General features: G+C 72.2%; 19 protein-coding genes. 3 read left to right on the top strand and 16 right to left on the bottom strand.

Annotated features, from left to right (window positions below; translation table 11 throughout):
* Positions 1–39: 39 nt before the first annotated feature.
* The 15 genes from E6R60_RS02745 to E6R60_RS02675 all read right to left on the bottom strand — a co-directional run bounded on the left by E6R60_RS02745 (position 40) and on the right by E6R60_RS02675 (position 19,892).
* Positions 40–1,437 (bottom strand): nucleotide pyrophosphatase/phosphodiesterase family protein, encoded by a 1,398-nt coding sequence (locus tag E6R60_RS02745; RefSeq protein ID WP_136324723.1) that lies wholly within the window; start codon positions 1,435–1,437, stop codon positions 40–42.
* A complete protein-coding gene (gene eboE / locus E6R60_RS02740; protein WP_136324722.1) occupies positions 1,434–2,609 on the bottom strand; it encodes a metabolite traffic protein EboE in 1,176 nt (391 codons plus the stop codon). Before eboE ends, E6R60_RS02745 begins: the two co-directional genes overlap by 4 nt.
* 4 nt (positions 2,610–2,613) lie before the next feature.
* Positions 2,614–3,462 (bottom strand): TatD family hydrolase, encoded by an 849-nt coding sequence (locus E6R60_RS02735; protein WP_136324721.1) that lies wholly within the window; start codon positions 3,460–3,462, stop codon positions 2,614–2,616.
* Positions 3,462–4,133, bottom strand: coding sequence for an EboA domain-containing protein (locus E6R60_RS02730; protein WP_136324720.1), 672 nt, complete (start codon positions 4,131–4,133; stop codon positions 3,462–3,464). The genes E6R60_RS02735 and E6R60_RS02730 overlap by 1 nt, the downstream gene beginning before the upstream one ends.
* Positions 4,130–5,014 (bottom strand): sugar phosphate isomerase/epimerase family protein, encoded by an 885-nt coding sequence (locus tag E6R60_RS02725; protein WP_136324719.1) that lies wholly within the window; start codon positions 5,012–5,014, stop codon positions 4,130–4,132. Before E6R60_RS02725 ends, E6R60_RS02730 begins: the two co-directional genes overlap by 4 nt.
* A gap of 55 nt (positions 5,015–5,069) precedes the next feature.
* The gene (locus E6R60_RS02720; RefSeq protein WP_136324718.1) at positions 5,070–5,954 is read right to left on the bottom strand and encodes an SCO3242 family prenyltransferase; all 885 of its coding nucleotides are present in this window, start codon (positions 5,952–5,954) and stop codon (positions 5,070–5,072) included.
* Positions 5,951–7,069, bottom strand: coding sequence for an inositol-3-phosphate synthase (locus tag E6R60_RS02715; protein WP_136324717.1), 1,119 nt, complete (start codon positions 7,067–7,069; stop codon positions 5,951–5,953). The genes E6R60_RS02720 and E6R60_RS02715 overlap by 4 nt, the downstream gene beginning before the upstream one ends.
* 116 nt (positions 7,070–7,185) lie before the next feature.
* Complete coding sequence (locus E6R60_RS02710) at positions 7,186–10,902, bottom strand: ThuA domain-containing protein (protein ID WP_136324716.1); 3,717 nt, start codon at positions 10,900–10,902, stop codon at positions 7,186–7,188.
* A gap of 429 nt (positions 10,903–11,331) precedes the next feature.
* The gene (locus E6R60_RS02705; RefSeq protein WP_136324715.1) at positions 11,332–12,336 is read right to left on the bottom strand and encodes a sugar phosphate isomerase/epimerase family protein; all 1,005 of its coding nucleotides are present in this window, start codon (positions 12,334–12,336) and stop codon (positions 11,332–11,334) included.
* 12 nt (positions 12,337–12,348) lie between these two features.
* Positions 12,349–13,587 carry a Gfo/Idh/MocA family oxidoreductase gene (locus E6R60_RS02700; RefSeq protein ID WP_136324714.1) on the bottom strand — a complete coding sequence of 413 codons (1,239 nt, stop codon included), beginning with the start codon at positions 13,585–13,587 and terminating at the stop codon, positions 12,349–12,351.
* A 68-nt stretch (positions 13,588–13,655) separates the two neighbouring features.
* Positions 13,656–14,696, bottom strand: coding sequence for a substrate-binding domain-containing protein (locus tag E6R60_RS02695; protein ID WP_136324713.1), 1,041 nt, complete (start codon positions 14,694–14,696; stop codon positions 13,656–13,658).
* A 69-nt stretch (positions 14,697–14,765) separates the two neighbouring features.
* Positions 14,766–15,815 carry an ABC transporter permease gene (locus E6R60_RS02690; RefSeq protein ID WP_136324712.1) on the bottom strand — a complete coding sequence of 350 codons (1,050 nt, stop codon included), beginning with the start codon at positions 15,813–15,815 and terminating at the stop codon, positions 14,766–14,768.
* Positions 15,812–17,338, bottom strand: a complete 1,527-nt coding sequence (locus tag E6R60_RS02685) for a sugar ABC transporter ATP-binding protein (protein ID WP_136324711.1) — start codon at positions 17,336–17,338, stop codon at positions 15,812–15,814. The genes E6R60_RS02690 and E6R60_RS02685 overlap by 4 nt, the downstream gene beginning before the upstream one ends.
* A gap of 224 nt (positions 17,339–17,562) precedes the next feature.
* On the bottom strand, positions 17,563–18,744 hold the full coding sequence (locus E6R60_RS02680; protein WP_136324710.1) for an ROK family transcriptional regulator: 1,182 nt from the start codon (positions 18,742–18,744) through the stop codon (positions 17,563–17,565).
* Positions 18,745–18,941: 197 nt separating this feature from the next.
* A complete protein-coding gene (locus tag E6R60_RS02675; protein ID WP_136324709.1) occupies positions 18,942–19,892 on the bottom strand; it encodes a beta-ketoacyl-ACP synthase III in 951 nt (316 codons plus the stop codon).
* Between the two features lie 313 nt (positions 19,893–20,205).
* Here E6R60_RS02675 and fdhD point away from each other — a divergent pair, with 313 nt between their 5' ends.
* Positions 20,206–21,051 carry a formate dehydrogenase accessory sulfurtransferase FdhD gene (fdhD, locus tag E6R60_RS02670; RefSeq protein WP_136324708.1) on the top strand — a complete coding sequence of 282 codons (846 nt, stop codon included), beginning with the start codon at positions 20,206–20,208 and terminating at the stop codon, positions 21,049–21,051.
* A gap of 13 nt (positions 21,052–21,064) precedes the next feature.
* Here the strand turns inward: fdhD and E6R60_RS02665 are convergent, their stop codons facing one another.
* The gene (locus tag E6R60_RS02665) at positions 21,065–22,087 is read right to left on the bottom strand and encodes a bile acid:sodium symporter family protein (protein ID WP_136324707.1); all 1,023 of its coding nucleotides are present in this window, start codon (positions 22,085–22,087) and stop codon (positions 21,065–21,067) included.
* Positions 22,088–22,193: 106 nt separating this feature from the next.
* Here E6R60_RS02665 and E6R60_RS02660 point away from each other — a divergent pair, with 106 nt between their 5' ends.
* Positions 22,194–23,105 carry a LysR substrate-binding domain-containing protein gene (locus E6R60_RS02660; RefSeq protein ID WP_240802363.1) on the top strand — a complete coding sequence of 304 codons (912 nt, stop codon included), beginning with the start codon at positions 22,194–22,196 and terminating at the stop codon, positions 23,103–23,105.
* Between the two features lie 367 nt (positions 23,106–23,472).
* Positions 23,473–25,272, top strand: coding sequence for an AMP-dependent synthetase/ligase (locus E6R60_RS02655; RefSeq protein ID WP_136324705.1), 1,800 nt, complete (start codon positions 23,473–23,475; stop codon positions 25,270–25,272).
* Positions 25,273–25,475: the final 203 nt, after the last annotated feature.

Here is a 25,475-nt window from a genome sequence, read left to right as displayed (position 1 = left end):
CTTCTCGACGGTGCTCGCCACGCTGTGCGGGGACCGGTCTCATGCGAGGCCGGCCAGCGTGAGGAGCAGGGACTTCACTTCGGTGGCCCGGACGGGTCCGGTGAACGCGTGGGGGGTGGAGCAGAGGATGAGCGGGCCTTCTTCGTCGCTCGGGGGGAGGCGGCCGTGGCTGCCCCGGATGGGTGAGGGGTCGAGCGGTACGACCGCCATGCGGTAGCGCATGCCGAGCTTCTTGCGGGCGACGGCCGTGACGGCCTTGATCCGTACGTACGGGTCCTCGGGGTCCATGAACAGCTCGACGGGGTCGTAGCCGGGTTTGCGGTGGATCTCGACGAGCTGCGCGAAGTCGGGAGCGCGGTCGTCGTCGAGCCAGTAGTAGTACGTGAACCAGGCGTCGGGGTCGGCGACGGCGACCAGTTCGCCGGAGCGGGGGTGGTCCAGGCCGTGGGCCTTCTTGCCCTCGTCGTCGAGGAGTTGCCCGATGCCCGGGAGCCCGGCCAGGGCCTCGCGGGCGGCTTCGAGGTCTTCGGGACGGCGTACGTAGACGTGCGCGATCTGGTGGTCGGCGACGGCGAAGGCCCTCGACGTCATCGGGTCCAGGTACTCCATGCCGTCCTGGGTGTGGACCTCCAGGAGTCCGGCGCGACGCAGCGCCCGGTTGATGTCGACGGGCCGGTCGACCCGGGTGATGCCGTACTCGGACAGGGCGACGACGGTGCGTCCCTCGCGGCGGGCGTCGTCCAGGAGGGGGGCGACGGCTCGGTCGAGGTCGGCGGCGGCCTGGAAGGCGCGGGGGTCGTCGGGGCCGTAGCGCTGGAGGTCGTAGTCGAGGTGCGGGAGGTAGCACAGGGCGAGGTCGGGGTGGCGGGTGTCGAGGATGTGGCGGGTCGCGTCGATGATCCACTGGGAGGAGACGAGGTCGGCGCCGGGTCCCCAGAAGTGGAAGAGGGGGAAGGTGCCGAGCTTCTCGGTGAGTTCGTCGTGGAGGGCGGGCGGCCGGGTGTAGCAGTCGGGTTCCTTGCGGCCGTCGGCGTAGTAGACGGGGCGCGGGGTGACGGTGTAGTCGGTGTCGGCGCCCATGGCGTACCACCAGCAGATGTTGGCGACGGTGTAGCCGGGGTGGGTCCGGCGGGCGGCGTCCCAGAGTTTGTCGCCGGCGACGAGGCCGTTGTGCTGGCGCCACAGGAGGATGTCGCCGAGTTCGCGGAAGTACCAGCCGTTGGCGACGATGCCGTGCTCGGCGGGCGTGGTCCCGGTGAGGAAGGTGGACTGGGCGGCGCAGGTCACGGCGGGGAGCACGGTGCCGAGGGGCGCGTGCGTGCCGGACCGGCCCAGGGCCTTGAGGTGGGGCATGTGGTCGAGGAGGCGTGGGGTGAGCCCGACGACGTCGAGGACGAGGAGGGGGGTGGGCGCGCGGGTCGTCCCGTCGGTGGTCATGGCAGCTCCTTGAGTCCGAGGTCGGTCAGGAGGTCGCGGGCGAGGATGAGTTCGGCGGCGATGCCGTCGGCGAGCTGGGCGCGGGTGCGGGGGCGCAGCTCGGCGGGGAGCGCCTGCCAGGTGTACGTCTCGACCTCCAGGTGCCGGGTGAGCGGCCGTGCCCCGCCGACGAGCCGGCCGAGCGTGGCGCGGAGCACGGGGAGGGTGGAGGTGAGCGGGGGCGCGGGTGGTGCGTGGAGGGGCACGTGGAAGTGGGCGCGCCAGGGGGCGCTGTCGGGCAGGGCCTCGCCGGTGACCGCTTCGTCGAGGTCGTCGGTGCCGCGGCGGCCGGACGCGGTGGCGGTGCGGGTCTGGTGGAGGAAGCGGGGCTCGGCGAAGGCGGCGAGGGCGGTGCGCACTTCGGGGAGGTGCGGGTGTTCGGCGTGCAGGGCGGCGGAGAGCTGCGCCTTGACGGTGGGGATGCCGGCCGCGGTGAGCGCGTCGAGTGCGGTGTCCGGGTCCTCGAAGGAGGTGGCGAGGTGGCAGGTGTCGACGCAGACGCCGATGCGCGGGTGGCCGACGGCGGTGAGGGGGGCGATGGCGCCGGCGGTGGTCTCGACCGTGCATCCGGGTTCGGGTTCGAGGCCGATCCGGATGGACTTGCCGGTGAGTTCGGCGAGGGCGTCGAGGCGTTCGCCGAGGGTGGTGAGCGCGGTGAGTGCGGTGCGGGCCGCTTCGGGGTCGCCCGTGTACGGGGTGCGCCAGGCGAGGGGGAGGGTGGAGATAGTGCCCTCGGTGACGTCGTCGGGCAGGAGCGTGGCGAGCAGCCGGGCCAGGTCGGTGGTGTGGGCGAGCCGTTCCGGGTCGGTCCAGTCCGGCTTGTAGACCCGGTATTTGACCTCCTCGGCGCCGAAGCCCTCGTACGGGAAGCCGTTGAGGGTGACGACTTCGAGGCCGCGGCTGTCGAGTTCGGTGCGCAGGGAGCGCAGTTGCGCGGGGTCTTCGGTCAGGGTGCGGGCGGCGTCCCGGGCGAGCCACAGGCCGATGCCGAGGCGGTCGCGGCCGAGCCGTTTGCGTACGGGTTCGCAGTGGTCGCGCAGTTGGGCGCGGACGCCTTCGAGGGTCTCGGCGGGGTGGACGTTGGTGCAGTACGCGAGGTGGACGACGGTGTGGTCGGGGTGGCGGAAGCGCATGGCCTCACTCCCCGCCGCGCAGGATGGAGTTGCCCTCGTGGAGCGGTTCGGGGGCGGCGGTGTCGAGGTGCAGGCGGCCGCTCTGTCCGTAGAAGGCGACGGGATTGCGCCAGAGGACCTGGTCGACGTCGTCGTCGGTGAACCCGGCGGCGAGCATCGCGTCGCCGACCCTGCGTGTCTTCAGGGGGTCGCTTCTGCCCCAGTCCGCGGCGGAGTTGACGAGGACCCTCTCGGTGCCGTGGACCCGGAGGAGGGCGACCATGCGGTCCTCGTCCATCTTGGTGTCGGGGTAGATGGAGAAGCCGGCCCAGCAGCCGCTGTCGAGGGCGTCCTGCACGGTCGTCTCGTTGAGGTGGTCGAGCAGCACCGCTTCGGGGGCGAGGTCCGACTCGCGGACGACGTCGATCGTGCGGCGCAGGCCGGTGAGCTTGTCGCGGTGCGGGGTGTGGACGAGGGCGGGCAGGCCGTGGTCGGCGGCGAGCTGGAGCTGGGCGGCCAGCGCGTGGTCCTCGGCGGGGGTCATCGAGTCGTAGCCGATCTCCCCGACGGCGACGACGGAATCCTTGACGAGGTAGCGGGGCAGGGCGTCCAGGACGGGGGTGCAGCGGGGGTCGTTCGCCTCTTTGGGGTTGAGGGCGAGCGTGCAGTGGTGGGCGATGCCGTACTGGGCGGCGCGGAAGGGTTCCCAGCCGAGCAGGGCGTCGAAGTAGTCGAAGAAGCTGGCGGGCGAGGTGCGGGGCTGGCCGAGCCAGAAGGAGGGTTCCACGAGGGCGCGGACCCCGGCGTCGTACATCGCCTGGTAGTCGTCCGTGGTGCGGGAGGTCATGTGGATGTGGGGGTCGAAGATGCGCATCAGGACTCCTGCGTCGAGGCCGTGGGGACCGTGGGTGCGGCGGGGCCGGGTGCCGTGAGGGCGAGCACGTGGTGGAGGCCGGCGGGGACCGGGCGGCGTGCCGCGATGCGTTCGGCCGCGAAGTCGCCGAGCATCCGGGCGAGTTCGGCGTCGCCGCGTGCTCTTCGGGCCAGGTCGCCGACGGCCTCGACGGGGACGCCGGTGAACAGGCACTTGAGGACGGCGTGACGCCAGTGGTGCGGGTCGAGGTGGGCGCCGGCGTAGGGGCCGACGGCCGCGGCGATCAGCGTGGTGTCGTTGGTGCGCAGGGCGTCCTCGACGAGCGGCAGGGCCGCCGGGCCGAGGCCCAGGGCGGGCAGGGTGAGGAGGACGGCGCGGCGTTCGGCGGCGGTGCCCTGTTCGTAGAGGCGGGTCAGGGCGGGCAGCCCGGCGCGGGCCTCGATGAGCAGCAGGGCGCGTACGGAGTCGGCGTGGGCGAGTCCGCAGTGCCGGCCGGCGGCGGCGTAGCGCAGCTCCCACGGCGGTACGGCGTAGGCGGTGCCGGAGGGTTCGCCGTCCGGGTGGGTGGCGGCGTGGGCGGCCTCGGCGAGGGCTTCGTCGAGCCAGGCGCGCGCGGCTCCGCCGAGCAAGGTGTCGAGTTCCTTGCGGGACAGGAGGGGGGTCTGTGTCATGACGTGCTCCTTTCGGCGGTCTCGGCCTCACGCGGCGGGCGGTGCTGGTTCAGGAAGTCGATCGAGTGGCGGGCGAGTTCGGGGCCCGCGTGGGAGTGGCGGGGCAGTTCGACGACGGTGAGGCCGGCGTATCCGCTCCTGCCCAGGGCGTCGAGTGCGGCGAGCACGGGCGGGAAGTCGATCTCTCCGTCGCCGAAGGGGAGGTGTTCGTGGACGCCGCGGCGCATGTCCTCGATCTGTACGTGGCGCAGCCAGGGGGCCGCGTCGCGTACGCAGTCGACGGGTGGCGCGGGCTCCAGGCACTGGCAGTGGCCGATGTCGAGGGTGAGCCCGAGCGGTGCGGGGTCGCCGCTCAGCACCCGGAGGTGGTGGAAGTCGGCGAGGTCGGCGAGGAGGTGGCCGGGCTCCGGTTCGATCGCGAGGGGCACCCCGGCGCGTTCCGCGGCGTCGAGGACCGGGGCGAGGGCTCCGGTCAGCCGCTGCCAGGCTGCCTCGGGTGCGGTGTCGGGCGGGGTGACGCCGCTGAAGCAGTGCACGGCGTGGGCGCCGAGGTCGGCGGCCACGCCGACGGCGCGGACCAGCAGGGCGGTCCTGGCCGCGCGGGCGTCGGGGTCCGGGTCCAGGAGCGAGGGGCCGTGCTTGCGGCGCGGGTCCAGTACGTAGCGGGCCCCGGTCTCCACGGTGACGCCGAGCCCGAGCTTCTGGAGGCGGGCCGCGACGTGGCGGGTGCGGGCGGCGAGGTCGGGGGCCGTCGGGTCGAGGTGCATGTGGTCGAGGGTCAGGCCGACGCCGTCGTAGCCGAGGTCGGCGAGGAGCCCGAGGGCGTCGTCCAGGCGGAGGTCGGTGAGCCCGTTGGTTCCGTAGCCGAGGCGGAGGGTCATGTGGGGCTCACCTTCCGGGAGAGGGCGCGCGAGCGGGGCGAGGCCCAGCACGGGGTCATGTCGGGCTCACCTTCCGGGAGAGGGCGCGGGCGAGCGGGACGAGGCCCAGCACGGCGAGCCCGGGACCGGCCGCTCCGGCGCGGGCGGCGAGGGCGGCCTGGAGCGGGATCATCGCCCGGATGCCGCTGCCGACGGCGCGCTGGGTGAGCGGTGGCGACGGGTTGAGCGCGGCGTGGACGAGGGGGCGCGCGGTGGTGCGGAGGTAGGCGCCGGTGAGCGCGGGGATCAGGAGCCGGGCGGGGGCGTTCCGGACGGTGCGCCGCTCGCGCACCAGGGAGCCGGCGATCCCGGCGACGGCCGCGAGGGCGGCGAGGGGCGCGGTGGTGGAGCCGCCCTGCGCTTCGTGGCGGGAGACGCTGGTGACCGCGTAGGTGTGCGCGCCGAGCAGGGCGGCGGCGGGCAGTGCGGCCCGGGCCGGCGCGGGGGCGGCCCCCGGCGGGGTGGCAACCGCTCCCAGGAGCAGGTCCAGTGCCCGCGCCGCCGCCATCGCCGCCGGGCCCGCCGGGGTGTGCTTCAGGCGCAGGTCGTACGCCCAGACGGTGGCCGCGAGGCCGGCGGCCACGGTGAGGGCCGGGCGGCCCGCGCGGGCGGCGAGCGCGAGGCCCGCCCCGGTCAGGGCGCCGGCCGCGGTGAGTGCGGCACGGGGTGTGATGCGGCCGGAGGGGATCGGCCTGTGCGGGCGGTCGACGGCGTCCTCGTCGCGGTCGGCCCAGTCGTTGAGCGCCATGCCCGCCTCGTACAGGCAGAGGGAGGAGCCGACGGCCAGGGCGGTGGAGCGGCCGGGGCGCCGGCCTGCGGCCGCGGCGCCCGCGAGGGCGTCGCCCGGGACGGTGAACAGTGCCGAGATCCTGAGCAGTTCCGCCCAGGCCCGTACCGTCACCGGTCCCCCCGCAGCCGCTCGGCGAAGTCGAGTAGCGCCAGGTACTGCTCGGAGAGCGCGGCGGGTCCGCCGTCCGGGTCCTTGAAGTAGAAGCCGAGTTCCGGCCGCGGGCCGCTCAGGCCCCTCTCGTGGGCGCGGGCCAGCAGCCGGGCCAGGTCGAGCACGAGGGGCGCGGCGAGGGCGGAGTCGCAGCCCTGCCAGGTGGTCTGGAGGACCATGCGCGTGCCGAGGAACCCGTCGAACGCGATGTGGTCCCAGGCGGTCTTCCAGTCGCCGAGCGCCGGGACGTCGTCGATGTGGACCTCGCCCTCGGGAGCGGCCCCGAGCGTGTCGGCGAGGACGCGTTCCTTGCCGGCGTTCTTGGCCGCGGCCGCGGCCGGGTCGGCGAGTGCCGCGCCGTCCCCGCCGCCCAGCAGGTTGGTGCCGGACCACGCGCGCACGGGCAGGGCGCGCTGGACGAACATCGGGGCGAGCACCGAGCGCAGCAGGGTCTGCCCGGTCTTTCCGTCCCGTCCCGCGCACGGAAGCCCCGAGGCGGCGAGGGCGTCCTGGAGGGCGGGGGTGCGCAGCCCGGTGGAGGGGGTGAAGTTCACGTACGGACAGCCGGCCCGCAGGGCGGCGGCGGCGTAGAGGGAGCTGGCGGGGAGCCGTACGGCGTCGGCGGCGGGGACGGGCTCGGTGGAGGAGACGTTGACGACGACGGTCCTGGCCAGGCGGTGGCGGCTGGTGAAGTCCGTGAGGTCGGCGGTGAACGCGGCGATGAGCTCCTCGTCGGTGCGGGTGTCGCCGGGAAGGGGCCCGCCGGTGCGGATCTCCGCGTCGGCGGCGGCGAGTTCGGAGCGTACGGCGGAGGGGAGCCCGTGCGGCAGCACTCCTCCGGCGGCCAGGGCCTCGGCCCGTTTGGGGAGGGGGCAGTCCAGGGTGTCGTGGCCGCCGAAGACCAGGGAGGTGACGGGCGGCAGGCCGCTGCCGGCGAACGGGGCGGTCTCGGTGACCATGCCGGCCGCCGGGTGGAGTCCGGCCGCGACCGCCGCGCACCCCGCCGTGGCGGTGGTGGCGACGGAGCCGCGTGCTCCGATGAACCAGACTCCGGTACGAACGGCGTGTGCTGACACGAGCTGCCTCCCTGGCTGGGGGTCCTGGCTGGGCCGGTCTGGTGGCGCTGTACGGGAGAGGGGAGGGCGGCGTGCGGGGCGTGCTGCCCCGCCCGCCGCCGGGCCGGGTGGCCGCCCTACGCCGAGGGCAGTTCCTTCAGCTGGATGTTGCGGAAGGACACCTGGTCGTCGGCCCCGTGGTTCTGGAGGCCGATGTAGCCGTCCTTGAGGCTGCGGACCGGGTCGGTGTTGGTGAAGTCGTTGATCTTCACTCCGTTGAGGAAGATCTGGAGCCGTTCACCCTGGACCTTGATCTCGTAGCTGTTCCACTGGCCGGGCGGCCTCAGCACCTGGTCGCGTGCCTTGATGTCGGCCGCCTTGAAGGTGTAGACGGAGCCGGTGGTGCGGTCGGCGGCGTCCGAGGCGTCGATCTGGACCTCGTAGCCGTTGTTCACCGCGGACCAGGGGTCGTCGGACGCCGGGAAGCCGACGAAGACGCCGGAGTTGTCGTCGCCCGCCATCTTCCAGTCGAGCTTCAGGGAGTACGACTTCAGCTCCTTGGCCTGGTAGGTGAGCAGGCCCATGCCGCCTTCGGTGCGCAGCTCGCCGTCGACCACGTCGAACGTGCCGGGCCCGGCCTGCTTCCAGCCTTCGAGCGTCTTGCCGTTGAAGAGGGACCGGTAGCCGGTGGCGGGCTTGCAGTCGCCCTTGACCTGGCCGGCGGCGTACCGCACCCCGCCGAGGAGGAGCTGCCGGAAGTCCGCGTCGGCGTACGACTCCTTGGTGTGGCCGAGGCCGGTGTAGAAGGAGCGGCCTCCCTCGTAGGCCTGGCACCAGGTGATCGGGTGGTCGCCCTTCATGGTGCCGCCGGTGTAGGTGGTCTCGTCGAGCGTGGCGAGGACCTTCACCTTGTCGCGCGGGTTGGTGCGGTAGTTGTACAGCTCGTCGGTCCGCTGCCAGGCGTCGCCCAGGTGGGCGGTGGCCGGGTGCTTGTGGTCCTCGACGCGGACGGTGACGGGCTGGATGGCGGGGTGGCCGGCGAAGTAGGCGCCGACGAGTCCGCCGTAGAACGACCAGTCGTACTCGGTGTCGGCGGCGGCGTGGACGCCCATGTAGCCGCCGCCGGTGGCGATGTAGTTCTCGAAGGCCTTCTGCTGGTCGGCGTTGAGGACGTCACCGGTCGTCGACATGAAGACGACGGCGTCGTAGCGGGCGAGGTTGGAGGTGGTGAACTGGCCGGCCTCCTCGGTCGCGTCGACCGTGATGTTGCTGCCCTTGCCGAGTTCCTTCAGTGCCGCGATGCCCTCGGGGATCGCGTCGTGGCGGAAGCCGGCGGTCTTGGAGAAGACCAGGACGCGCTTGGCCGTCTTGTCGGGCGGGGTGTGGGAGAGCTCGAAGTCGTCGACGTCGTAGAGCGCGCCCTCGCCGCCCTTGAACACCAGGAACAGTTCGGTGGCCTTCTTCGGGGCGCCGCGCAGGGGGACGTCGACGTCCTGGAAGGTCTCCCAGCCGCCGGTCACCGGCACCGGTGCGGAGCCGAGGATCTTCCCGGTCGGCGAGCCGGTGCGCACCTCGAGGAAGCCGCCCGCGCCGCCGGAGGAGATCCGGGCGGTGAGCTTGGTGGAGTCGCCGAGGATGTACGGCTTGAAGGAGATCCAGTCGTCGTTGTGGATGTCGCCGACGGTCTTGCCGCCCTCGGCGTTCGCCTTGTCGAAGATGTTGATGCCGGACGAGGCGTTGAAGTGCTCGGCCTGGCGGTGGCGCGGCTGGAGCTGCGACTGGTCGTGACCGCTCAGCGCGGCCTGGCCGCCGCCTCCGCCGTCGGTGTACGAGGCGTCGATGACCCCGAAGATGTTGGCGTTGGGGTCGTGTCCGCCGTCCATCTCGGTCTTGATGGTGCCGGTGCAGCCGTTCGCCGTGGTGATGGGGTGCCCGTGGCTGTCGTGGCCGAGGACGAAGCGGACCTCGACCTTGGAGCAGTCGATCGTCCCGTCCTCGGGATCGGTGACGGTCACCTTGAACGGGATGTCGTCACCGAAGGTGAACAGCTGCCCGTCTCCCGGGAGTTCCAGCTTCACCGTCGGCGCGGTGTTGCCGACGGTCACGTGCACGCTGGCCGATCCGGTGCGCCCGGAGGGGTCCTTGGCGGTGACGGTGGCGGTGTAGGTGCCGTTCTTCTTGTACGTGTACGTGGGGTTCGCGGCCGTGGACGTCCCGCCGTCGCCGAAGTCCCAGGCGTACGTGAGGGCGTCGCCGTCCCCGTCGGTGGTGCCGGCGGAGGAGAACTGCACCCTCAGCGGCGCGACGCCCGAGGTCTTGTTCGACGCCGCCTCGGCGATCGGGGAGCGGCCCCCGGTGGCGTTCTCGATGCGGTAGAGCGCGGAGTTCTCGTCCCCGCCGAACCAGGAGAGGCCGTAGTCGAGGACGTACAGCGCCCCGTCCGGGCCGAAGGCCATGTCCATGATCTGGGTGCCGGACCACGGGATGTCGTTGATGGACTCGACCTTGCCGTCGGCGTCCTGCTCGATCCGCTTGATCCACTGGCGGCCGAACTCACCGGCGAAGAAGTCTCCGTCGTAGGCCTCGGGGAACTTCACGGGCGAGTCGAGGCCGGCGTCGTAGTGGTAGACCGGTCCGCCCATCGGGGACTCCGAGCCGTTGCCGAACTCCGGGACGGACGCGCCGTCGTACGGGATCCAGGCGGCCTGGGCCGGGGGCAGGTCGACGAGACCCGTGTTGTGCGGCGAGGTGTTCTTCGGGGCCGCGCAGTCGAAGGCGGGGCCGGAGGTCTTGGTGGCGAAGTCGTAATCCATGTAAGGGTCGTTGGCCCCGGTGCAGTACGGCCAGCCGAAGTTTCCGGCCTTCGTGACCCGGGCGAACTCGACCTGGCCCGCCGGTCCCCGCTTGGGGTCGGCCGCGCCGGCGTCCGGCCCGTAGTCGCCCACGTAGACGATGCCGGTGGCCTTGTCGACGGAGAAGCGGAACGGGTTGCGGAAGCCCATCGCGTAGATCTCGGGGCGGGTCTTGTCCGTCCCCGGCGCGAAGAGGTTGCCGTCCGGCACGGTGTACGAGCCGTCGTCCGCGACCTTGATGCGGAGGATCTTGCCGCGCAGGTCGTTGCTGTTTCCGGCGGAGCGGCGGGCGTCGAACGCCGGGTTGCGGTCGGGGCGTTCGTCGATGGGGGTGAAGCCGTCGGAGGCGAAGGGGTTGGTGTCGTCGCCGGTCGACAGGTACAGGTTCCCGTCGGCGTCGAAGTCGATGTCACCGCCGACGTGACAGCACATGCCGCGGGACGTCCGGACGTCGAGGACCTTCTTCTCGCTGCCGAGGTCCAGCGTGCCGTCCTCGTTGAGGACGAAGCGGGAGAGCCGGTTGACACCGTCGAAGGGGGCGAAGTCCGCGGCGGTGCCGGTCTCGGGGGCGTCTCCCGCCGGGGTGTTCAGCGGGGGCGCGTAGTAGAGGTAGATCGCCCGGTTCTCGCTGAACTTCGGGTCGACGCCGATGCCCTGGAGGCCCTCCTCGTCGTGCGAGTAGACCGGGATGACACCGGAGACCTTGGTATTGCCCGCACTGTCGGTGATGCGCAGCTCGCCGCTGCGCGAGGTGTGCAGAACGCTGCGGTCGGGGAGCACGGCCAGCGACATGGGCTCGCCGGTCTCGGCGGCGCCCTTGGCGAGGGTGACCTGCTGGAAGTCCTCGGCGGCCGGCGCCGGCGCGGGCTCCTCGTGGGCGGCGGCCGTGCCCGAGGCGGCGCTCAGGCTGAGGGTGGCGGCGGCCAGGAGGCCGCCGGTGAACAGAGCGAGGGATTTACGGACGCGGAGCCTGGTGCGGCTGTCGCTGCGGGTTCTTTGCACGTGTCCTCCGGAGAGTGCCGGTTGTGCGGGCGGAAAATGCCGTGCCGTTCGCGCGGGGACTGCCGCGCAGGTCAGCCGGGCCTGTGCGACGCCGGTGACGGGGATATGACGGGAAGTTATGTCAGGGACATGTCTAGGACGGTAGACCTGTTCGTCCGGGACGGAAAGCCCTTGCACACCGATGTCGCCGAGCTTTTTCCTTGGTCAGGACAAAGGGGGGCGGGGGCAGGGCGGAGCGGCCCGGCGGCACGTGCCGCGGGCTGGGGGTGGGGGTCTTCCCCTGCTCGCCCCTTCCTCGAATCCGGGGCTCCGCCCCGGACCGGGCCGCATCAAACGCCGACGGGGCCCGGCGTGCTCCGACATCAGCCCCGACGTCGCCCGGGGCGCGGGAGGCCGGGGCGGAGCCCTCGGGAGGGCTCCGCCCCGGCCTCAGCCGTTGCCGCCGAACGCCGCGTCGAACGACGCGCTCGGCGGGTCGAAGTCGAACCGCTTCAGGGACGCGAGCGCCTCCGGCGCCCCCGCCAGCCGGTCCATGCCGGCGTCCTCCCACTCCACGGACACCGGCCCCTCGTACCCGATGGACCGCAGCATCCGGAACACGTCCTCCCAGGGCACGTCCCCGTGCCCGGCGGAGACGAAGTCCCAGCCGCGCCGCGGGTCGCCCCAGGGCAGGTGGGAGCCGAGCCGGCCGTTGCGGCCGTCCAGGCGCTTGCGGGCCTCCTTGCAGTCCACGTGGTAGATCCGGTCCCGGAAGTCGTACAGGAAGCCCACCGGGTCCAGGTCCTGCCAGACGAAGTGGCTCGGGTCGAAGTTCAGCCCGAACGCCGCCCGGTGGTCCACCGCCTCCAATGCGCGGTGCGTGGTCCAGTAGTCGTACGCGATCTCGCTGGGATGCACCTCGTGGGCGAACCGCACGCCCTCCGCGTCGAAGACGTCGAGGATCGGGTTCCAGCGCTCCGCGAAGTCCTCGTACCCCCGCTCGATCATGTGCGGCGGGACGGGCGGGAACATCGCGACCAGGTGCCAGATCGACGATCCGGTGAAACCGATGACCGTGTCGACGCCGAAGGCCGCGGCCGCCCGCGCGGTGTCCTTGATCTCCTGTGCGGCCCGGCGGCGCACCCCCTCGGGCTCCCCGTCGCCCCAGATCCGGGCGGGCAGGATCCCCTGGTGGCGCTCGTCGATCGGGCTGTCGCACACGGCCTGGCCGACCAGGTGGTTGGAGACCGCCCAGCACTTCAGCCCGTACTTGTCGAGCAGCTGATGACGGCCCTCCAGGTAGCCGGGGTCGGCCAGGGCCTTGTCGACCTCGAAGTGATCGCCCCAGCAGGCGAGTTCGAGGCCGTCGTAGCCGAAGTCGCGGGCGTGCCGGCAGACGTCCTCCAGGGGGAGATCGGCCCACTGACCGGTGAAGAGGGTGAAGGGACGGGGCATGCGCAGGACCTCCTAGACCTGTACGGGAGTGAAGACGGAGTTCTTCGCGGCGCTCTCCTCCACCGCCGCCAGCACCCGCTGCACCTGCAGTCCGTCGGCGAACGACGGTACGGGCGGGCTCCCTTCGGCGATCGTGCGCACCGCGTCACGGGCCTGGTGGATGAACGTGTGCTCGTAGCCGAGTGCGTGGCCCGGCGGCCACCAGGCCTCCAGGTACGGATGCTCGGGCTCGGTGACCAGGATGCGCCGGAAGCCTGCCGTGGTGGCGGGCTCGGTGTGGTCGTGGAAGGACAGTTCGTTGAGGCGCTCCAGATCGAAGGCGAGCGAGCCGAGCTCCCCGTTGATCTCCAGGCGCAGGGCGTTCTTGCGCCCGGCCGCCATCCTCGTCGCCTCGAAGGAGGCCAGGGCGCCGGAGGCCAGCCGGCCGGTGAACAGCGCCGCGTCGTCCACCGTGACCGCGCCGGACTCCCCGGTGGCCGCGACACCGCCGAGACCCCCCGAAGGGCCGCCGAGCAGGGGCCGTTCGCGGACGAAGGTCTCCGTCACGGCGGAGACCCCCACCAGCAGCTCCCCCGCCAGGTACTGGGCGAGGTCCACGATGTGCGCGCCGAGGTCGCCGAGCGCGCCGGAGCCCGCCTGCTCCTTCTTCAGCCGCCAGGTGAGCGGGGAGCCGGGGTCGACCAGCCAGTCCTGGAGGTAGGTGGCGCGGACGTGCCGCAGGGTGCCGAGCCGGCCGTCGACGATGAGCTTGCGGGCGTAGGTGAGGGCGGGCACCTTGCGGTAGTTGAAGCCGACCATCGCGACCTGGCCGCGGGCGGCGGCCCGCGCCGCGGCCTCGGTCATGGCCTCCGCCTCCGCGACCGTGTTGGCGAGCGGCTTCTCGCACAGCACGTGCTTGCCCGCCTCCAGGGCCGCGATGGCGATCTCCGCATGGCTGTCGCCCGGCGTGCAGATGTCGACGAGCTGGACGTCGTCCCGGGCGATCAGGGCCCGCCAGTCGGTCTCCGCCGCCGCCCAGCCGTGCCGGCCGGCGGCGGCCTCGACCGCCGTCCGGTCGCGGCCGCAGACCGCGGCGAGCACCGGCCTCATCGGCAGGTCGAAGACATGGCCCGCGGTGCGCCACCCCTGCGAGTGTGCGGCGCCCATGAACGCGTATCCGACCATGCCGACCCCGAGCGTCGCTGCGCTCGCCGTCGGCCGGTGCGTCGGCGGCGCGGCCGACTCCTGCTCCGTCTCTTCCCTGCGGGCCATCCGGCCTTCCCCTTCGTCGGTGATTCGGTGGATACGGCGGGAGGGCCGGCGCCCTCCCGCGGGCCGGCTCAGCTGAAGCCCGTCGGCAGGTACTGGTCGATGTTCTCCTTGGTGACCACGGCCGAGTACAGGGTGAGATTGGTGGGGATCTCCAGCTCGGCGAGGCCGGCCACTCCCTTGGCCTGGCCGAGCGCCCGGGCCAGGTCGATGGCCGACGCCGCCATGGTCGGCGGGTAGAGCACAGTGGCCTTGAGCACGCTGTTGTCGGCCTTGATGGCGTCCATGGCGGTCTTGGCGCCGGCGCCGCCGACCATCAGGAACTCGTCGCGGCCGGCCTGCTGGATGGCGCGGAGCGCGCCCACCCCCTGGTCGTCGTCGTGGTTCCACAGGGCGTCGAACTGCTTCTGCGCCTGGAGGAGCTGCGACATCTTCGCCTGGCCGGACTCGACAGTGAAGTCGGCCGCCTGACGGGCCACCAGCTTGATGTTGGAGTAGTTCTTCAACGCGTCGGCGAAGCCCTGGCTGCGCTGCTTGGTGAGTTCCAGGTTGTCGATGCCGGCGAGCTCGACGACCTTGGCGCTCGGCTTGTCCTTCAGCTGTTCACCGATGTACGTGCCGGCGTTGAGCCCCATGCCGTAGTTGTCGCCGCCGACCCAGCAGCGGTAGGCCTGCGGCGAGGCGAAGATGCGGTCCAGGTTGATGACGGGGATGCCCGCCCGCATGGCCTCCAGGCCGACCTGGGTGAGCGCCTTGCCGTCGGCCGGGAGGATGACGAGGACGTCGACCTTCTTGTTGATGAGGGTCTTGACCTGGCCGATCTGCGCGGCGGTGTCGTTGGAGCCCTCGGTGGTCTCCAGGGTCACCTCGGAGTACTTCTCCGCCCGCGATGTGGCGTTCTCGTTGATGGCGTTGAGCCAGCCGTGGTCGGCCTGGGGTCCCGCGAAGCCGATGGTGACCGGCTTGCCCGGCTTGTCGTCCGCGGCGGGCGCGTTGCTCTGCGCGGCGGTGCTCTTCTCCTTGGGCTCGTTGCTGGTGCAGGCGGTCAGGAGGGCGCCTGCGGAGACTGCGGCGGTACCGAAGAGCAGTCCTCTGCGGCTGGTTTCTGGCATGGCTGTCAAACCCTTCGTCCATTGCGGCGTGGGAGGCGAACAGGGGGGCGAGCGGGAGGAGAGCGGGGATCAGGTCTCGCGGTGGGCCGACGTCCGGCTCTGGACGAGGACGGCGGCGACGATGATCGCGCCCTTGGCGATCTGCTGGACATCGCTCTGCAGGTTGTTGAGCGCGAAGATGTTGGTGATCGTGGTGAACACCAGGACGCCCAGGACGGAGCCGACGATGGTGCCGCGGCCGCCGCTGAGCAGGGTGCCGCCGATGATCGCGGCGGCGATGGCGTCGAGCTCGTACAGATTGCCGTTGGTGTTCTGGCCGGAGCCGGACAGGATGATCAGCATGAAGGCGGCGATGCCGCAGCACAGCCCGGACAGCAGGTAGAGGTAGAGCCGCTGCCGGCGTACGTCGATGCCCGCGAGCCGGGCCGCTTCCGCGTTGCCGCCGACGGCGACCGTACGGCGGCCGAACGTCGTCCGGTTCAGTACCAGCCAGCCCACGACGGTGACGGCGGCGAACATCAGGACCAGCGGCGGGATTCCGAGCACGTACGCGTCGGGCAGGCCCAGATCGAGGACCGACGTGACGGTGACGATCTGCGTCTTGCCGTCGGTGAGGTGGAGGGCCAGTCCGCGGGCGGAGGCGAGCATCGCCAGCGTCGCGATGAAGGGCACCAGCCGGCCGTACGCGATGAGCACACCGTTCACCAGTCCGGCGCCGAGCCCGACCAGGACGGCGGTGAGGAGGATCCCCCCGAAGCCGAAGTCCTGGGTGGCGAGCGTCGTCGCCCAGACCGAGGCGAGGGCGACCATGGCGCCGACGGACAGGTCGATGCCCCCGCTGATGATGACGAAGGTCATGCCGACGGTGACGACGCCGATGACGGACGCCTGCGTCAGGATGAGCTGGAGGTTCCCGGTGTCCAGGAAGGCGTCGGGTTCGGTGATCCCGCCGACGGCTGCCAGTACGGCGAGGACGCCGAGCAGCGAGAGGCTGCGGACGTCCACGCGCAGCCCGAAGGCCCGCGGGGATCCGTCCTTCTTCGGGGACGCGGGGGCGGACACGGGCGCCGGGCCCTTGTCCGGCCCGCTCTGCTGCGCCGATGAGACGGGCTGCGTCATGACGCCGGGCTCCCTTCCATCACGAGGTCGAGTACACGGTGCTCGTCGAGCTCCCCGGCGTCCGCCGTGTGGACGACGCGGCCCTCACGCAGGACCAGCACCCGGTCGGCGAGGCCCAGGACTTCGGGCACTTCGCTGGAGACGAGCAGGACGGCGAGGCCTTCGTCGGCCAGCCGGCGGATCACGGCGTAGAGCTCGGCGCGGGCGCCGACGTCCACCCCGCGGGTCGGTTCGTCGAGGAGCAGCACCCGGCAGCCGCGCAGCAGCCAGCGGGCGAGGACCGCCTTCTGCTGATTGCCGCCGGAGAGGGTGCGGACGGGGGTGTCGGGGTTGTCCGGGCGCAGGGACAGTTCGCGGGTGGCGGCGCGGGCCGCCTGGCGTTCGGCGCCCCGGTCGACCCAACCCGCCCTGGAGAAGCGGGACATGGAGGAGACGGAGACGTTGCGGGTGACGGATTCCAGCATCAGCAGCGCCTGCGCCTTGCGTTCTTCGGGGGCGAGGCCGATGCCGGCGGCGACGGCGGCGCGTACGCTGCCGGGCCGCAGGGGCTTTCCCGCGACCGTGACCCGTCCGGCGGTGGCCTTGCGGGCGCCGTAGATGGTCTCCAGGATCTCGGAGCGCCCCGAGCCGACGAGTCCGGCGAGGCCGACGATCTCGCCGGGCCTCAGCTCCAGGTCGACCGGGGCGAACTCGCCCTTCCTGGTGAGCCCTTCGACGGTGAGCACCGGAGCCGTACGGGCGTTGCCCGCGGTGGTCCCGGTCCGGGGCGGGAAGACGTACTCGACGTTGCGGCCGGTCATCAGGGCCACGATGTCCCGGGTCGGCGTGGACTCGGCGGGGAGGCCGACGGCCACCGCCCGGCCGTCCTTGAGCACGGTCACCCGGTCGCCGATCCGGCGGATCTCCTCCAGCCGGTGGGAGATGTAGACGACGGCGACCCCCTCGGCGGTCAGCGAGGCGACGATCCGGAAGAGGTTGTCGACCTCGTCCGGGTCGAGGGCGGCGGACGGCTCGTCCATCACGATGAGGCGCACGTCGTGCGAGAGCGCCCGGGCCATCGAGACGATCTGCTGCTGGGCCGCGGAGAGCGCGCCGACCTCGCGGGACGGATCGATCTCCGGGTGGCCGAGCCGCTTCAGGAGGGCGGCGGCCGCGGTGCGGCCCTCGCGGGTGCGGACGACGAAGCCGGCACTCGTGGGCTCGTGGCCCAGGAAGACGTTCTCGGCGACCGACAGCCCCTCGACCAGGTCGAGTTCCTGGTAGATGGTGGCGATCCCGAGCCGCATCGCGGTGATCGGCGACTTGAGCACGGCGGGTGCGCCGCACCAGGTGATCTCGCCGTCGTCGGGCTGGTGGGCCCCGGCGAGCACCTTGATGAGCGTGGACTTGCCGGCCCCGTTCTGGCCGAGGAGGCAGTGGACTTCGCCGGCCTGGACCTCCAGGTCCACGCCGTCGAGGGCGCGCACACCGGGGAAGGACTTGGTGATGCCGGACATGGTGAGCAGCGGTGGTTCTGGAGCCATGACGAATCCCCTCGGCGGATGGGGTGCCCCTGCGCGGGCGAGTCCGGGAGCAGGGGGAAGGGCCGGTGAGCGGGCAGGGCGCAGTGCGGTCCCGGTTGTTCCCCGGACCACGGCCCGGGACGCGGGGCGGTGTCTTCGCCACCGGCGGGCTGTGGGGCGAGCGGGCCGGTGAAGGGTGGGCAGGGGGTGTGGCGGGTGGAGGGGTGCGGGGTGGAGGAGAGGGATCAGGCGGGTGAGAAGAGGTGGTCGCTGATGAGCCTGGCCGCGCCGATGATTCCGGCCGCGGGTCCGAGCTCGCCCAGCACGATCGGGAGGTTTCCGGTGGCCAGCGGCAGCGACTGCCGGTAGACCTGGGTCCGGACGCTGGCCAGCAGCGTGTGGCCCAGTCCGGTCACCCCGCCGCCGATCACCACCAGACCGGGGTTGAAGAAGCTGACGAGTCCCGCGATGACCTGTCCGACCCGGTTGCCGCCTTCGCGGATCAGGTCGAGCGAGGTGGCGTCGCCGGCGGCCGCGGCGGCGGCGACGTCGGCGGCGGTGAGTTTCCCGGACGCCTCGAGCCGGGCCGCGAGCTCCGGGGACAGTCCGGCGCGTGCCGCGTCCTCGGCGTCACGGGCCAGCGCGGCGCCGCTGAAGTGTGCTTCCAGGCAGCCCCGGTTGCCACAGGCGCAGGGGCGGCCGTCGGGTTCGACCTGGATGTGGCCGATGTCGCCGGCGCTGCCCGTCGTACCGCGGTGGACCTCGCCGCCGACGACGATGCCGCAGCCGATGCCGGTACCGATCTTGACGCAGAGGAAGTCGGCCACGGAGCGGGCGACGCCCGCGTGCTGCTCCCCCATCGCCATCAGGTTCACGTCGTTGTCGACCATGACGGGGCAGCCCAGTTCCTGGCTGAGCGCCTCGCGGACCGGGAAGCCGTCCCAGCCGGGCATGATCGGGGGTGCGACGGGGATGCCCTCCGGGAAGCGGACCGGTCCCGGTACGCCGATGCCCGCGCCGTCGAACCCTTCGGCGAGCCCGGAGGCCCGGAGCTTGGCCGCCATCGACAGCACCTGCTCGAAGATGGCGACGGGGCCTTCGCGTACGTCCATGGGGTGGTTGAGGTGGCCCAGGACCTCCAGCTCCGCGTTGGTGACCGCCACGTCGACGGATGTGGCGCCGATGTCGACGCCGAGGAAGCGCAGGGCCGGGGCGAGCCGGATGTTGTGCGAGCGACGCCCGCCGCGGGATGCGGCGAGTCCGTCGGCCACGACGAGGCCGGTCTCCAGCAGTCTGTCCACCTCGACGGCGAGCTTGGAGCGGGAGAGATCGACCTGATCACCCAGCTGCGCCCGTGAGTTGGGCCCCCCGTCGCGCAACAGCCGGAGCAGTCGCGCCTGATGCGCATTCGCGGGTCGTGCCGTCATTCGTCTCACGCGCCCCTCCCCGCCACACCGGCCTGTCCGTCTGGCTTTGGAGGGGAACGTAGCAGCGGTTGCCGGGAGTGGGAAGAAGTTGCGCAGGAATCCGTCGGAACTTTCTCCATCCTGAGGACAAAGGGCGTTGCGGGGAGCCTCGCCCGGCTCGTCCCGGGAGGAGATCGCCGCGCTCGGCGCGCCGCCCCTCAGGGGCAGCGGATCACCTGTCCCGCGTAGCTGAGGTTGCCGCCGAAGCCGAAGAGCAGCGCCGGAGCCCCGGTGGCGACCTCGCCGCGCTCCACCAGCTTGGACAGCGCCATCGGGATCGAGGCGGCGGAGGTGTTGCCGGAGTCCACCACGTCCCGGGCGATGACCGCGTTGACCGCGCCGATCCTGCGGGCGACGGGTTCGATGATCCTCAGGTTGGCCTGGTGGAGCACCACGGCGGCGAGGTCCTCGGGGGTGATCCCCGCCTTCTCGCACACCTTGCGCGCGATGGGCGGCAGCTGGGTGGTGGCCCACCGGTAGACGGACTGCCCCTCCTGGGCGAAGCGCGGCGGCGTGCCCTCGATCCGTACGGCGTCCCCCATCTCGGGAACCGAGCCCCACAGCACCGGTCCGATCCCGGGCCTGCCGTCCGTCCCGGAGTCGGCGACCACGACCGCGGCGCCGGCGCCGTCGCCCATCAGCACGCAGCTGGAGCGGTCGGTCCAGTCGACGATGTCACCCATCTTGTCGGCGCCGATCACGAGCGCGCGCGTGGCGGCGCCCGCCCGGAGGGCGTGATCGGCGGTGGCGAGGGCGTGGGTGAAACCCGAACAGACCACGTTGATGTCCATGACCGCGGGCGAGGACATGCCGAGGCGGGCGGCGACCCGGGCCGACATGCTCGGCGAGCGGTCGATCGCGGTCGACGTGGCGACCAGGACCAGGTCGATGTCTCCCGCCTGCAGACCTGCGGCGGCGAGGGCCTTGGCCGCCGCATGCGCCGCCAGCTCGTCCACCGGCTCGTCGGGGCCGCCGAGGTGCCGGGTCTTGATGCCGACGCGGCTGGTGATCCACTCGTCGCTGGTGTCGACCATCGCCGCCAGATCGTGGTTCGTGAGCACCTTGGCGGGCTGATAGTGGCCGAGCGCCACGACACGTGAGCCGGTCATGTTCAGGTTCCCCTCGCTACATATGGCAGGAACCATCCAGTCTTGGTCGCTACCGCCCGGTACAGGGGCACGTGATCCCACAGGAATACCGGCCTGAGCTTGGAGGCTTGACGACAGGCTCGGCCTGTCGGCTCACCTAGCGTAGAAGGTATTTCGCCGGCCGTGACCGCTGCGAGCGGCTGCGGCGCCGCGTTCCGTGTACGGGACAATGAGGGTGCCGGGTCACCTGCCCTGACGCAGACGGGACCTCGGCAACCGCCGCAGCAAGGGCCCTCCGGGCTCCTCACACGTACAGAAACCGGGTCTGACTGGCATGGGACGGGTCACCGAGCGCCGCCGCACCATCCGCATCCGGGACGGGGTCGTCTCCACCCGCCCGGACACCCTCGTCGCCGAGGAGCCCCTGGAGATCCGGCTGAACGGCAGACCGCTCGCCATCACGATGCGCACCCCGGGCGACGACTTCGCGCTCGCGGCCGGATTCCTGGTGAGCGAGGGCGTGATCGGCGACGGCTCCGAGGTGCAGTCGATCGTGTACTGCGCCGGGGCGACGGCCGACGGGGTGAACACGTACAACGTGGTGGACGTGCGGCTCGCGCCGGGCGTCGTGGTCCCCGACATCACCCTGGAACGCAACGTCTACACGACGTCCTCCTGCGGTCTGTGCGGCAAGGCCAGCCTGGACGCGGTGCGCACCACGACCCGCCACCCGGTCGCCGACACTCCCCCCGTCCGGGTCACGCCCGAACTGCTGGCGGCCCTCCCCGACCGGCTGCGCGCCTCGCAGCGCGTCTTCGACCGGACCGGGGGTCTCCACGCGGCGGCGCTGTTCTCCGAGACGGGCGAGCTGATCGACGTACGGGAGGACGTCGGCCGGCACAACGCGGTCGACAAGCTGGTCGGCCGGGCCCTGACCGACGGCCGGCTGCCGCTGTCCCGCTCGGTCCTGCTGGTCTCGGGCCGGGCCTCCTTCGAGCTCGCGCAGAAGGCGGTGATGGCCGGCATCCCGATGCTGGCGGCCGTCTCCGCGCCGTCGTCCCTGGCGGTCGACCTGGCGGCCGAGACCGGCCTGACCCTGGTCGGTTTCCTGCGGGGGCCCTCGATGAACGTGTACGCGGGCGAGCACCGCATCGACCTGGAGGCGGCCGGCCAGGGCTGAGGCGCCCCGCCCCTCAGCCCACCGGGGCGGTCGTGCGCGCCACCGCGCCGTCCGGGACCTCCGGGCGATCCCCGGCGCGCCGCTTCGCGATCACCGCGCACACCATGAGCTGCATCTGGTGGAAGAGCATCAGCGGCAGGACGGCGAGGCTCGCCTGCGCCCCGAACAGCACGCTCGCCATCGGCAGCCCCGAGGCCAGGCTCTTCTTGGAGCCGGCGAACTGGATGGCGATGCGGTCCTCGCGCCCGAAGCCGAGCCGCTTCGCCCCGTACCAGCTGACCGCCAGCATCAGCGCGAGCAGCACCGCCTCGGCGGCGAGCAGCGCTCCCAGCCGCGCGGGGGTGACCTGGTGCCAGATGCCCGCGACCACGCCCTCGCTGAACGCGGTGTAGACGACCAGCAGGATCGAACCCCGGTCGACGAGGCCCAGGACCTTCTTGTGGCGGGCCAGGAAGCCGCCGATCCAGCGGCGCAGCAACTGGCCCGCGACGAACGGCAGCAGCAGCTGGACCCCGATTCTCAGCAGGGCGTCCGCCGAGAAGCCGCCGCCGCTGTTCCCGAGGAGCGCCGCCGCGAGCAGCGGGGTGACGAAGATACCCGCCAGGGAGGAGAAGGAGCCCGCGCAGATCGCCGCGGGCACGTTGCCCCGGGCGATCGAGGTGAAGGCGATCGACGACTGGATGGTCGAGGGGACGAGGCAGAGGAAGAGGAAGCCGCTCTGAAGCTGGGGCGTCAGCACGTACGGCACCAGCCCCCCGCTCGCCAGACCCAGCACCGGAAACGCGACGAACGTGCAGGCCAGGACGGTGAGGTGGAGCCGCCAGTGCCTGAGGCCTTCGACGGCCTCCGCGGTGGACAGCCGGGCGCCGTAGAGGAAGAACAGGAACGCCACCGCCCCGGTGGAGGCCCCGCCCGCCACCTCGGCGGCGGTGCCGGAGGCCGGCAGCAGGGCCGCGAGGAGGACGGTGCCGATCAACGCCATGATGTAGGGGTCGATCGGCAGCCAGGACGGCAACGGCAGGGTGCGGCGGCTCATGTCTCCCCGTGTCTCTCGTTCCGGTCGTGCGCTCCCATCCTGCTCCCGGCCCCTGGCATCGGGAATCCCGTATACCGCTCTGACTGTGATCACGTATCGCGATAACGTGGGGCCCGTGTACGACCCGGCGCAGCTGCGCACCTTCCTCGCCGTCGCCCAGACGCTCAGCTTCACCGCGGCCGCCCGCCGGCTCGGGGTGCGGCAGTCCACGGTGAGCCAGCACGTGCGGCGGCTGGAGGACGCCACCGGTCGCCGGCTGTTCGACCGGGACACGCACCGGGTCGGCCTCACGGTGGACGGCGAGGCCATGCTCGGCTTCGCACGGACGATCCTGGAGGCCCACGAACGGGCGTCGGCGTTCTTCACCGGCACCCGGCTGCGCGGGCGGCTGCGCTTCGGGGCCTCGGAGGACTTCGTGCTGACCCGCTTGCCGGAGATCCTGCGGTCGTTCCGCCACGACCATCCGGAGGTCGAGCTGGAGCTGACCGTCGAGCTGTCCGGGACGCTGCACCAGCGGCTGGCTGCGGGCCGTCTCGATCTGGTGCTCGCCAAGCGGCGGACCGGGGACACCCACGGGGAGCTGGTCCGGCGGGACGCGCTGATCTGGATCGGCGCGCCGCGGCTGCGGATCGATCCGGACCGGCCGGTCCCGCTGGTCCTGTTCCCGCCGCCGGGCATCACCCGGGCCCGTGCGCTGGAGGTCCTGGAGGAGCGGGGCCGCTCCTGGCGGGTCGCGTGCACGAGCGGCAGCCTCAGCGGGCTGATCGCGGCCGCGCACGCCGGGCTCGGCGTCATGGCGCACAGTCGCGGCCTGGTCCCGCCGGGTCTGGTCCCGGTGGAGGCCAGGGCCGGGCTGCCGGACCTCGGCGACGTGGACTTCGTCCTGCTCCACGGCCGGCGCCGGGGCGACGCCCAGCAGGCCGCGGACGCACTGGCCGCGGCGATCCTGACGGGCGGTGAGCAGCTGGCCCGCCCCGGCGGCGGAATCGGTGCGATCGGGGATCAGGGGCGCGCATGACGGGGTCCGGGGAGGGGGAGAATGCACGGGACCGGGCGCGCTCTGCCGCTGCGGCCCGGACGGGTCGGGCCCGGGCGCGCGGGCCGGTCGTCGGGAGCCCTCGTGCCGACGGCTGCGGACCGGCGCCCGTACGCGTGAGCGCGACGTACAGATTCGGTGGAGATTCCCGCGCGAGCCACTTACTCCATGGTCGGAAGCGCGCCCGGGCCTTGCCCATCTGGCCGGATTTCACCACCTGACCCGTGCGGACGGCACCCGCTGCCGTCTCTTCGCGGCACTCCCGCCGCGACGCCCGGTGGGGTAGCGTCACGGCGCTGTGCGGAGCGCCACAAGGAGCAGGTCATTGCGTGAGTTCACTGTCCCACCCATGGCGGCCGCGCCCCACGTAGGCGGCCTCGCCGACGTCGTGTTCGACTACGCCGAGGAGGATCCGCACCGGGTCGCTCTCGGCCGGAAGGACGCCGACGGACGCTGGCGGGATGTCACGTCGGCGACGTTCCGCGACGAGGTGCTGGCGCTGGCCAAGGGGCTGATCGCGCACGGGGTCCGGTTCGGCGACCGGGTCGCCCTGATGTCCCGTACCCGGTACGAGTGGACCCTCTTCGACTTCGCCGTGTGGGCGGTGGGCGCCCAGTCCGTGCCGGTCTATCCGACGTCGTCGGCCGAGCAGGTCCTGTGGATGCTGCACGACGCCGAGGTCTCGGCGATCATGGTCGAGCACGAGGACCACGCGATGACGGTCGCGTCGGTGATCGACCGGCTGCCGCAGCTGAAGCGCCTGTGGCAGCTGGACGCCGGCGCGGTGGACGAACTGACGGAGGCCGGCGCGCCCGTCGAGGACGAGGTCGTGCACCGGCACCGGCGTGCGGTGACACCGGAGTCGGTCGCGACCGTCATCTACACCTCGGGCACCACGGGGCGTCCGAAGGGCTGTGTGATCACGCACGCCAACTTCATGTTCGAGACGGAGACGATGGCCTCCCGCTGGGAGTCGGTCTTCCACTCCAAGCCGGGCGACGAGGCGGCGACGCTGCTCTTCCTCCCGCTGGCACACGTCTTCGGGCGGATGGTGGAGGTCACCGCGATCCGCGGCCGGGTGAAGCTGGGCCACCAGCCGGAGCTCTCCGCGAAGGCACTGATGCCTGACCTGGTGTCGTTCCGTCCCACGTTCATCCTGGCGGTGCCGTACATCTTCGAGAAGGTCTTCAACGGCGCCCGCCGCAAGGCCGAGGCGGAAGGCAGGATCGGGCCGTTCGACAAGGCCGTTGACATCGCTGTCAAGTACGCGGAGGCGATGGAGGCGCGGGCGTTCGGCACCGGCCCCGGTCCGTCCGCCGGGCTGCGGATGCAGCACCAGTTCTTCGACAAGGTCGTCTACAAGAAGGTGCGCGAGGCCATGGGCGGCCGGATCCGGCACGCCATGTCGGGCGGCTCGGGGATGGAGCGGCAGCTCGGGCTGTTCTTCTCGGGTGCGGGCGTCACCGTGTACGAGGGGTACGGGCTGACCGAGACGACGGCCGCGGCCACCGCCAACCCCCCGGAGCGCACCCGGTACGGCACGGTGGGGCAGCCGATCCCCGGCACGACCGTGCACATCGCCGACGACGGTGAGATCTGGGTGTACGGCGAAAACGTGTTCGGCGGGTACCTGGGCGACCCGAAGGCCACCGACGCGGTGCTCAACGACGGCTGGCTGGCCACCGGTGACCTGGGCGCGCTCGACGACGACGGCTATCTGACGATCACCGGGCGGAAGAAGGAGATCCTGGTGACGTCCGGCGGCAAGAGCGTCTCGCCGGCCGGTCTGGAGGAGCGCGTACGGGCGCATCCGCTGGTGGCGCAGTGCATCGTGGTCGGCAACGACCGGCCGTACATCGCGGCGCTCGTCACCGTGGACCAGGAGTCCGTGGAGCACTGGCTGGCGATGCAGGGACGGCAGCCGCTGACCCCGGGGGAACTGGTGCGGGACCCCGATCTGGAGATGGAGGTCCGGCGCGCGGTGGTCGCCGCCAACACGGCTGTCTCCCAGGCCGAGTCGATCCGTACGTTCCGGATCCTGGCCCACCAGTTCACCGAGGAGCACGGTCTGCTGACGCCCTCGCTGAAGCTGAAGCGCAAGGCGATCGAGACGGCGTACGCGTCCGAGGTCGACGCGCTCTACCGCTGACCGGCCGGTGGCCGGTCAGCGCCCCTCCGGGCCCGGCACCGTGCGCGTACCGGCCCGGCTCCGCGCTGTCCGCGCCCGGCTCCGCGCCGTACGGGCCCGGCTCTGCTCCTTACGGGCCCGGCTGCGTCCGCGTACGGGTCCGGCGGCTCTGCGCTCGTGCCGATCCGGCCCCGGGACCGGCCCCGCCCCCGGGCGTGTATCCC

This window comes from Streptomyces sp. A0642 (assembly GCF_004795105.1).
In the GTDB taxonomy this organism is placed as follows: domain Bacteria; phylum Actinomycetota; class Actinomycetes; order Streptomycetales; family Streptomycetaceae; genus Streptomyces.
The sequence above is the reverse complement of the archived record's forward strand: the minus strand, read 5'-3'. Positions and strand labels throughout refer to the sequence as shown.

Excerpts from the sequence above, each read along its gene's own strand:
- E6R60_RS02730 (WP_136324720.1), bottom strand. The coding sequence starts at position 4,133 with ATGACACAGACCCCCCTCCTGTCCCGCAAGGAACTCGACACCTTGCTC.
- E6R60_RS02705 (WP_136324715.1), bottom strand. The coding sequence starts at position 12,336 with ATGCCCCGTCCCTTCACCCTCTTCACCGGTCAGTGGGCCGATCTCCCC.
- E6R60_RS02695 (WP_136324713.1), bottom strand. The coding sequence starts at position 14,696 with ATGCCAGAAACCAGCCGCAGAGGACTGCTCTTCGGTACCGCCGCAGTC.
- E6R60_RS02745 (WP_136324723.1), bottom strand. The coding sequence starts at position 1,437 with ATGACCACCGACGGGACGACCCGCGCGCCCACCCCCCTCCTCGTCCTC.
- E6R60_RS02680 (WP_136324710.1), bottom strand. The coding sequence starts at position 18,744 with ATGACGGCACGACCCGCGAATGCGCATCAGGCGCGACTGCTCCGGCTG.
- eboE (WP_136324722.1), bottom strand. The coding sequence starts at position 2,609 with ATGCGCTTCCGCCACCCCGACCACACCGTCGTCCACCTCGCGTACTGC.
- E6R60_RS02735 (WP_136324721.1), bottom strand. The coding sequence starts at position 3,462 with ATGCGCATCTTCGACCCCCACATCCACATGACCTCCCGCACCACGGAC.
- fdhD (WP_136324708.1), top strand. The coding sequence starts at position 20,206 with ATGGGACGGGTCACCGAGCGCCGCCGCACCATCCGCATCCGGGACGGG.
- E6R60_RS02690 (WP_136324712.1), bottom strand. The coding sequence starts at position 15,815 with ATGACGCAGCCCGTCTCATCGGCGCAGCAGAGCGGGCCGGACAAGGGC.
- E6R60_RS02685 (WP_136324711.1), bottom strand. The coding sequence starts at position 17,338 with ATGGCTCCAGAACCACCGCTGCTCACCATGTCCGGCATCACCAAGTCC.
- E6R60_RS02675 (WP_136324709.1), bottom strand. The coding sequence starts at position 19,892 with ATGACCGGCTCACGTGTCGTGGCGCTCGGCCACTATCAGCCCGCCAAG.
- E6R60_RS02700 (WP_136324714.1), bottom strand. The coding sequence starts at position 13,587 with ATGGCCCGCAGGGAAGAGACGGAGCAGGAGTCGGCCGCGCCGCCGACG.
- E6R60_RS02725 (WP_136324719.1), bottom strand. The coding sequence starts at position 5,014 with ATGACCCTCCGCCTCGGCTACGGAACCAACGGGCTCACCGACCTCCGC.
- E6R60_RS02665 (WP_136324707.1), bottom strand. The coding sequence starts at position 22,087 with ATGAGCCGCCGCACCCTGCCGTTGCCGTCCTGGCTGCCGATCGACCCC.
- E6R60_RS02655 (WP_136324705.1), top strand. The coding sequence starts at position 23,473 with ATGGCGGCCGCGCCCCACGTAGGCGGCCTCGCCGACGTCGTGTTCGAC.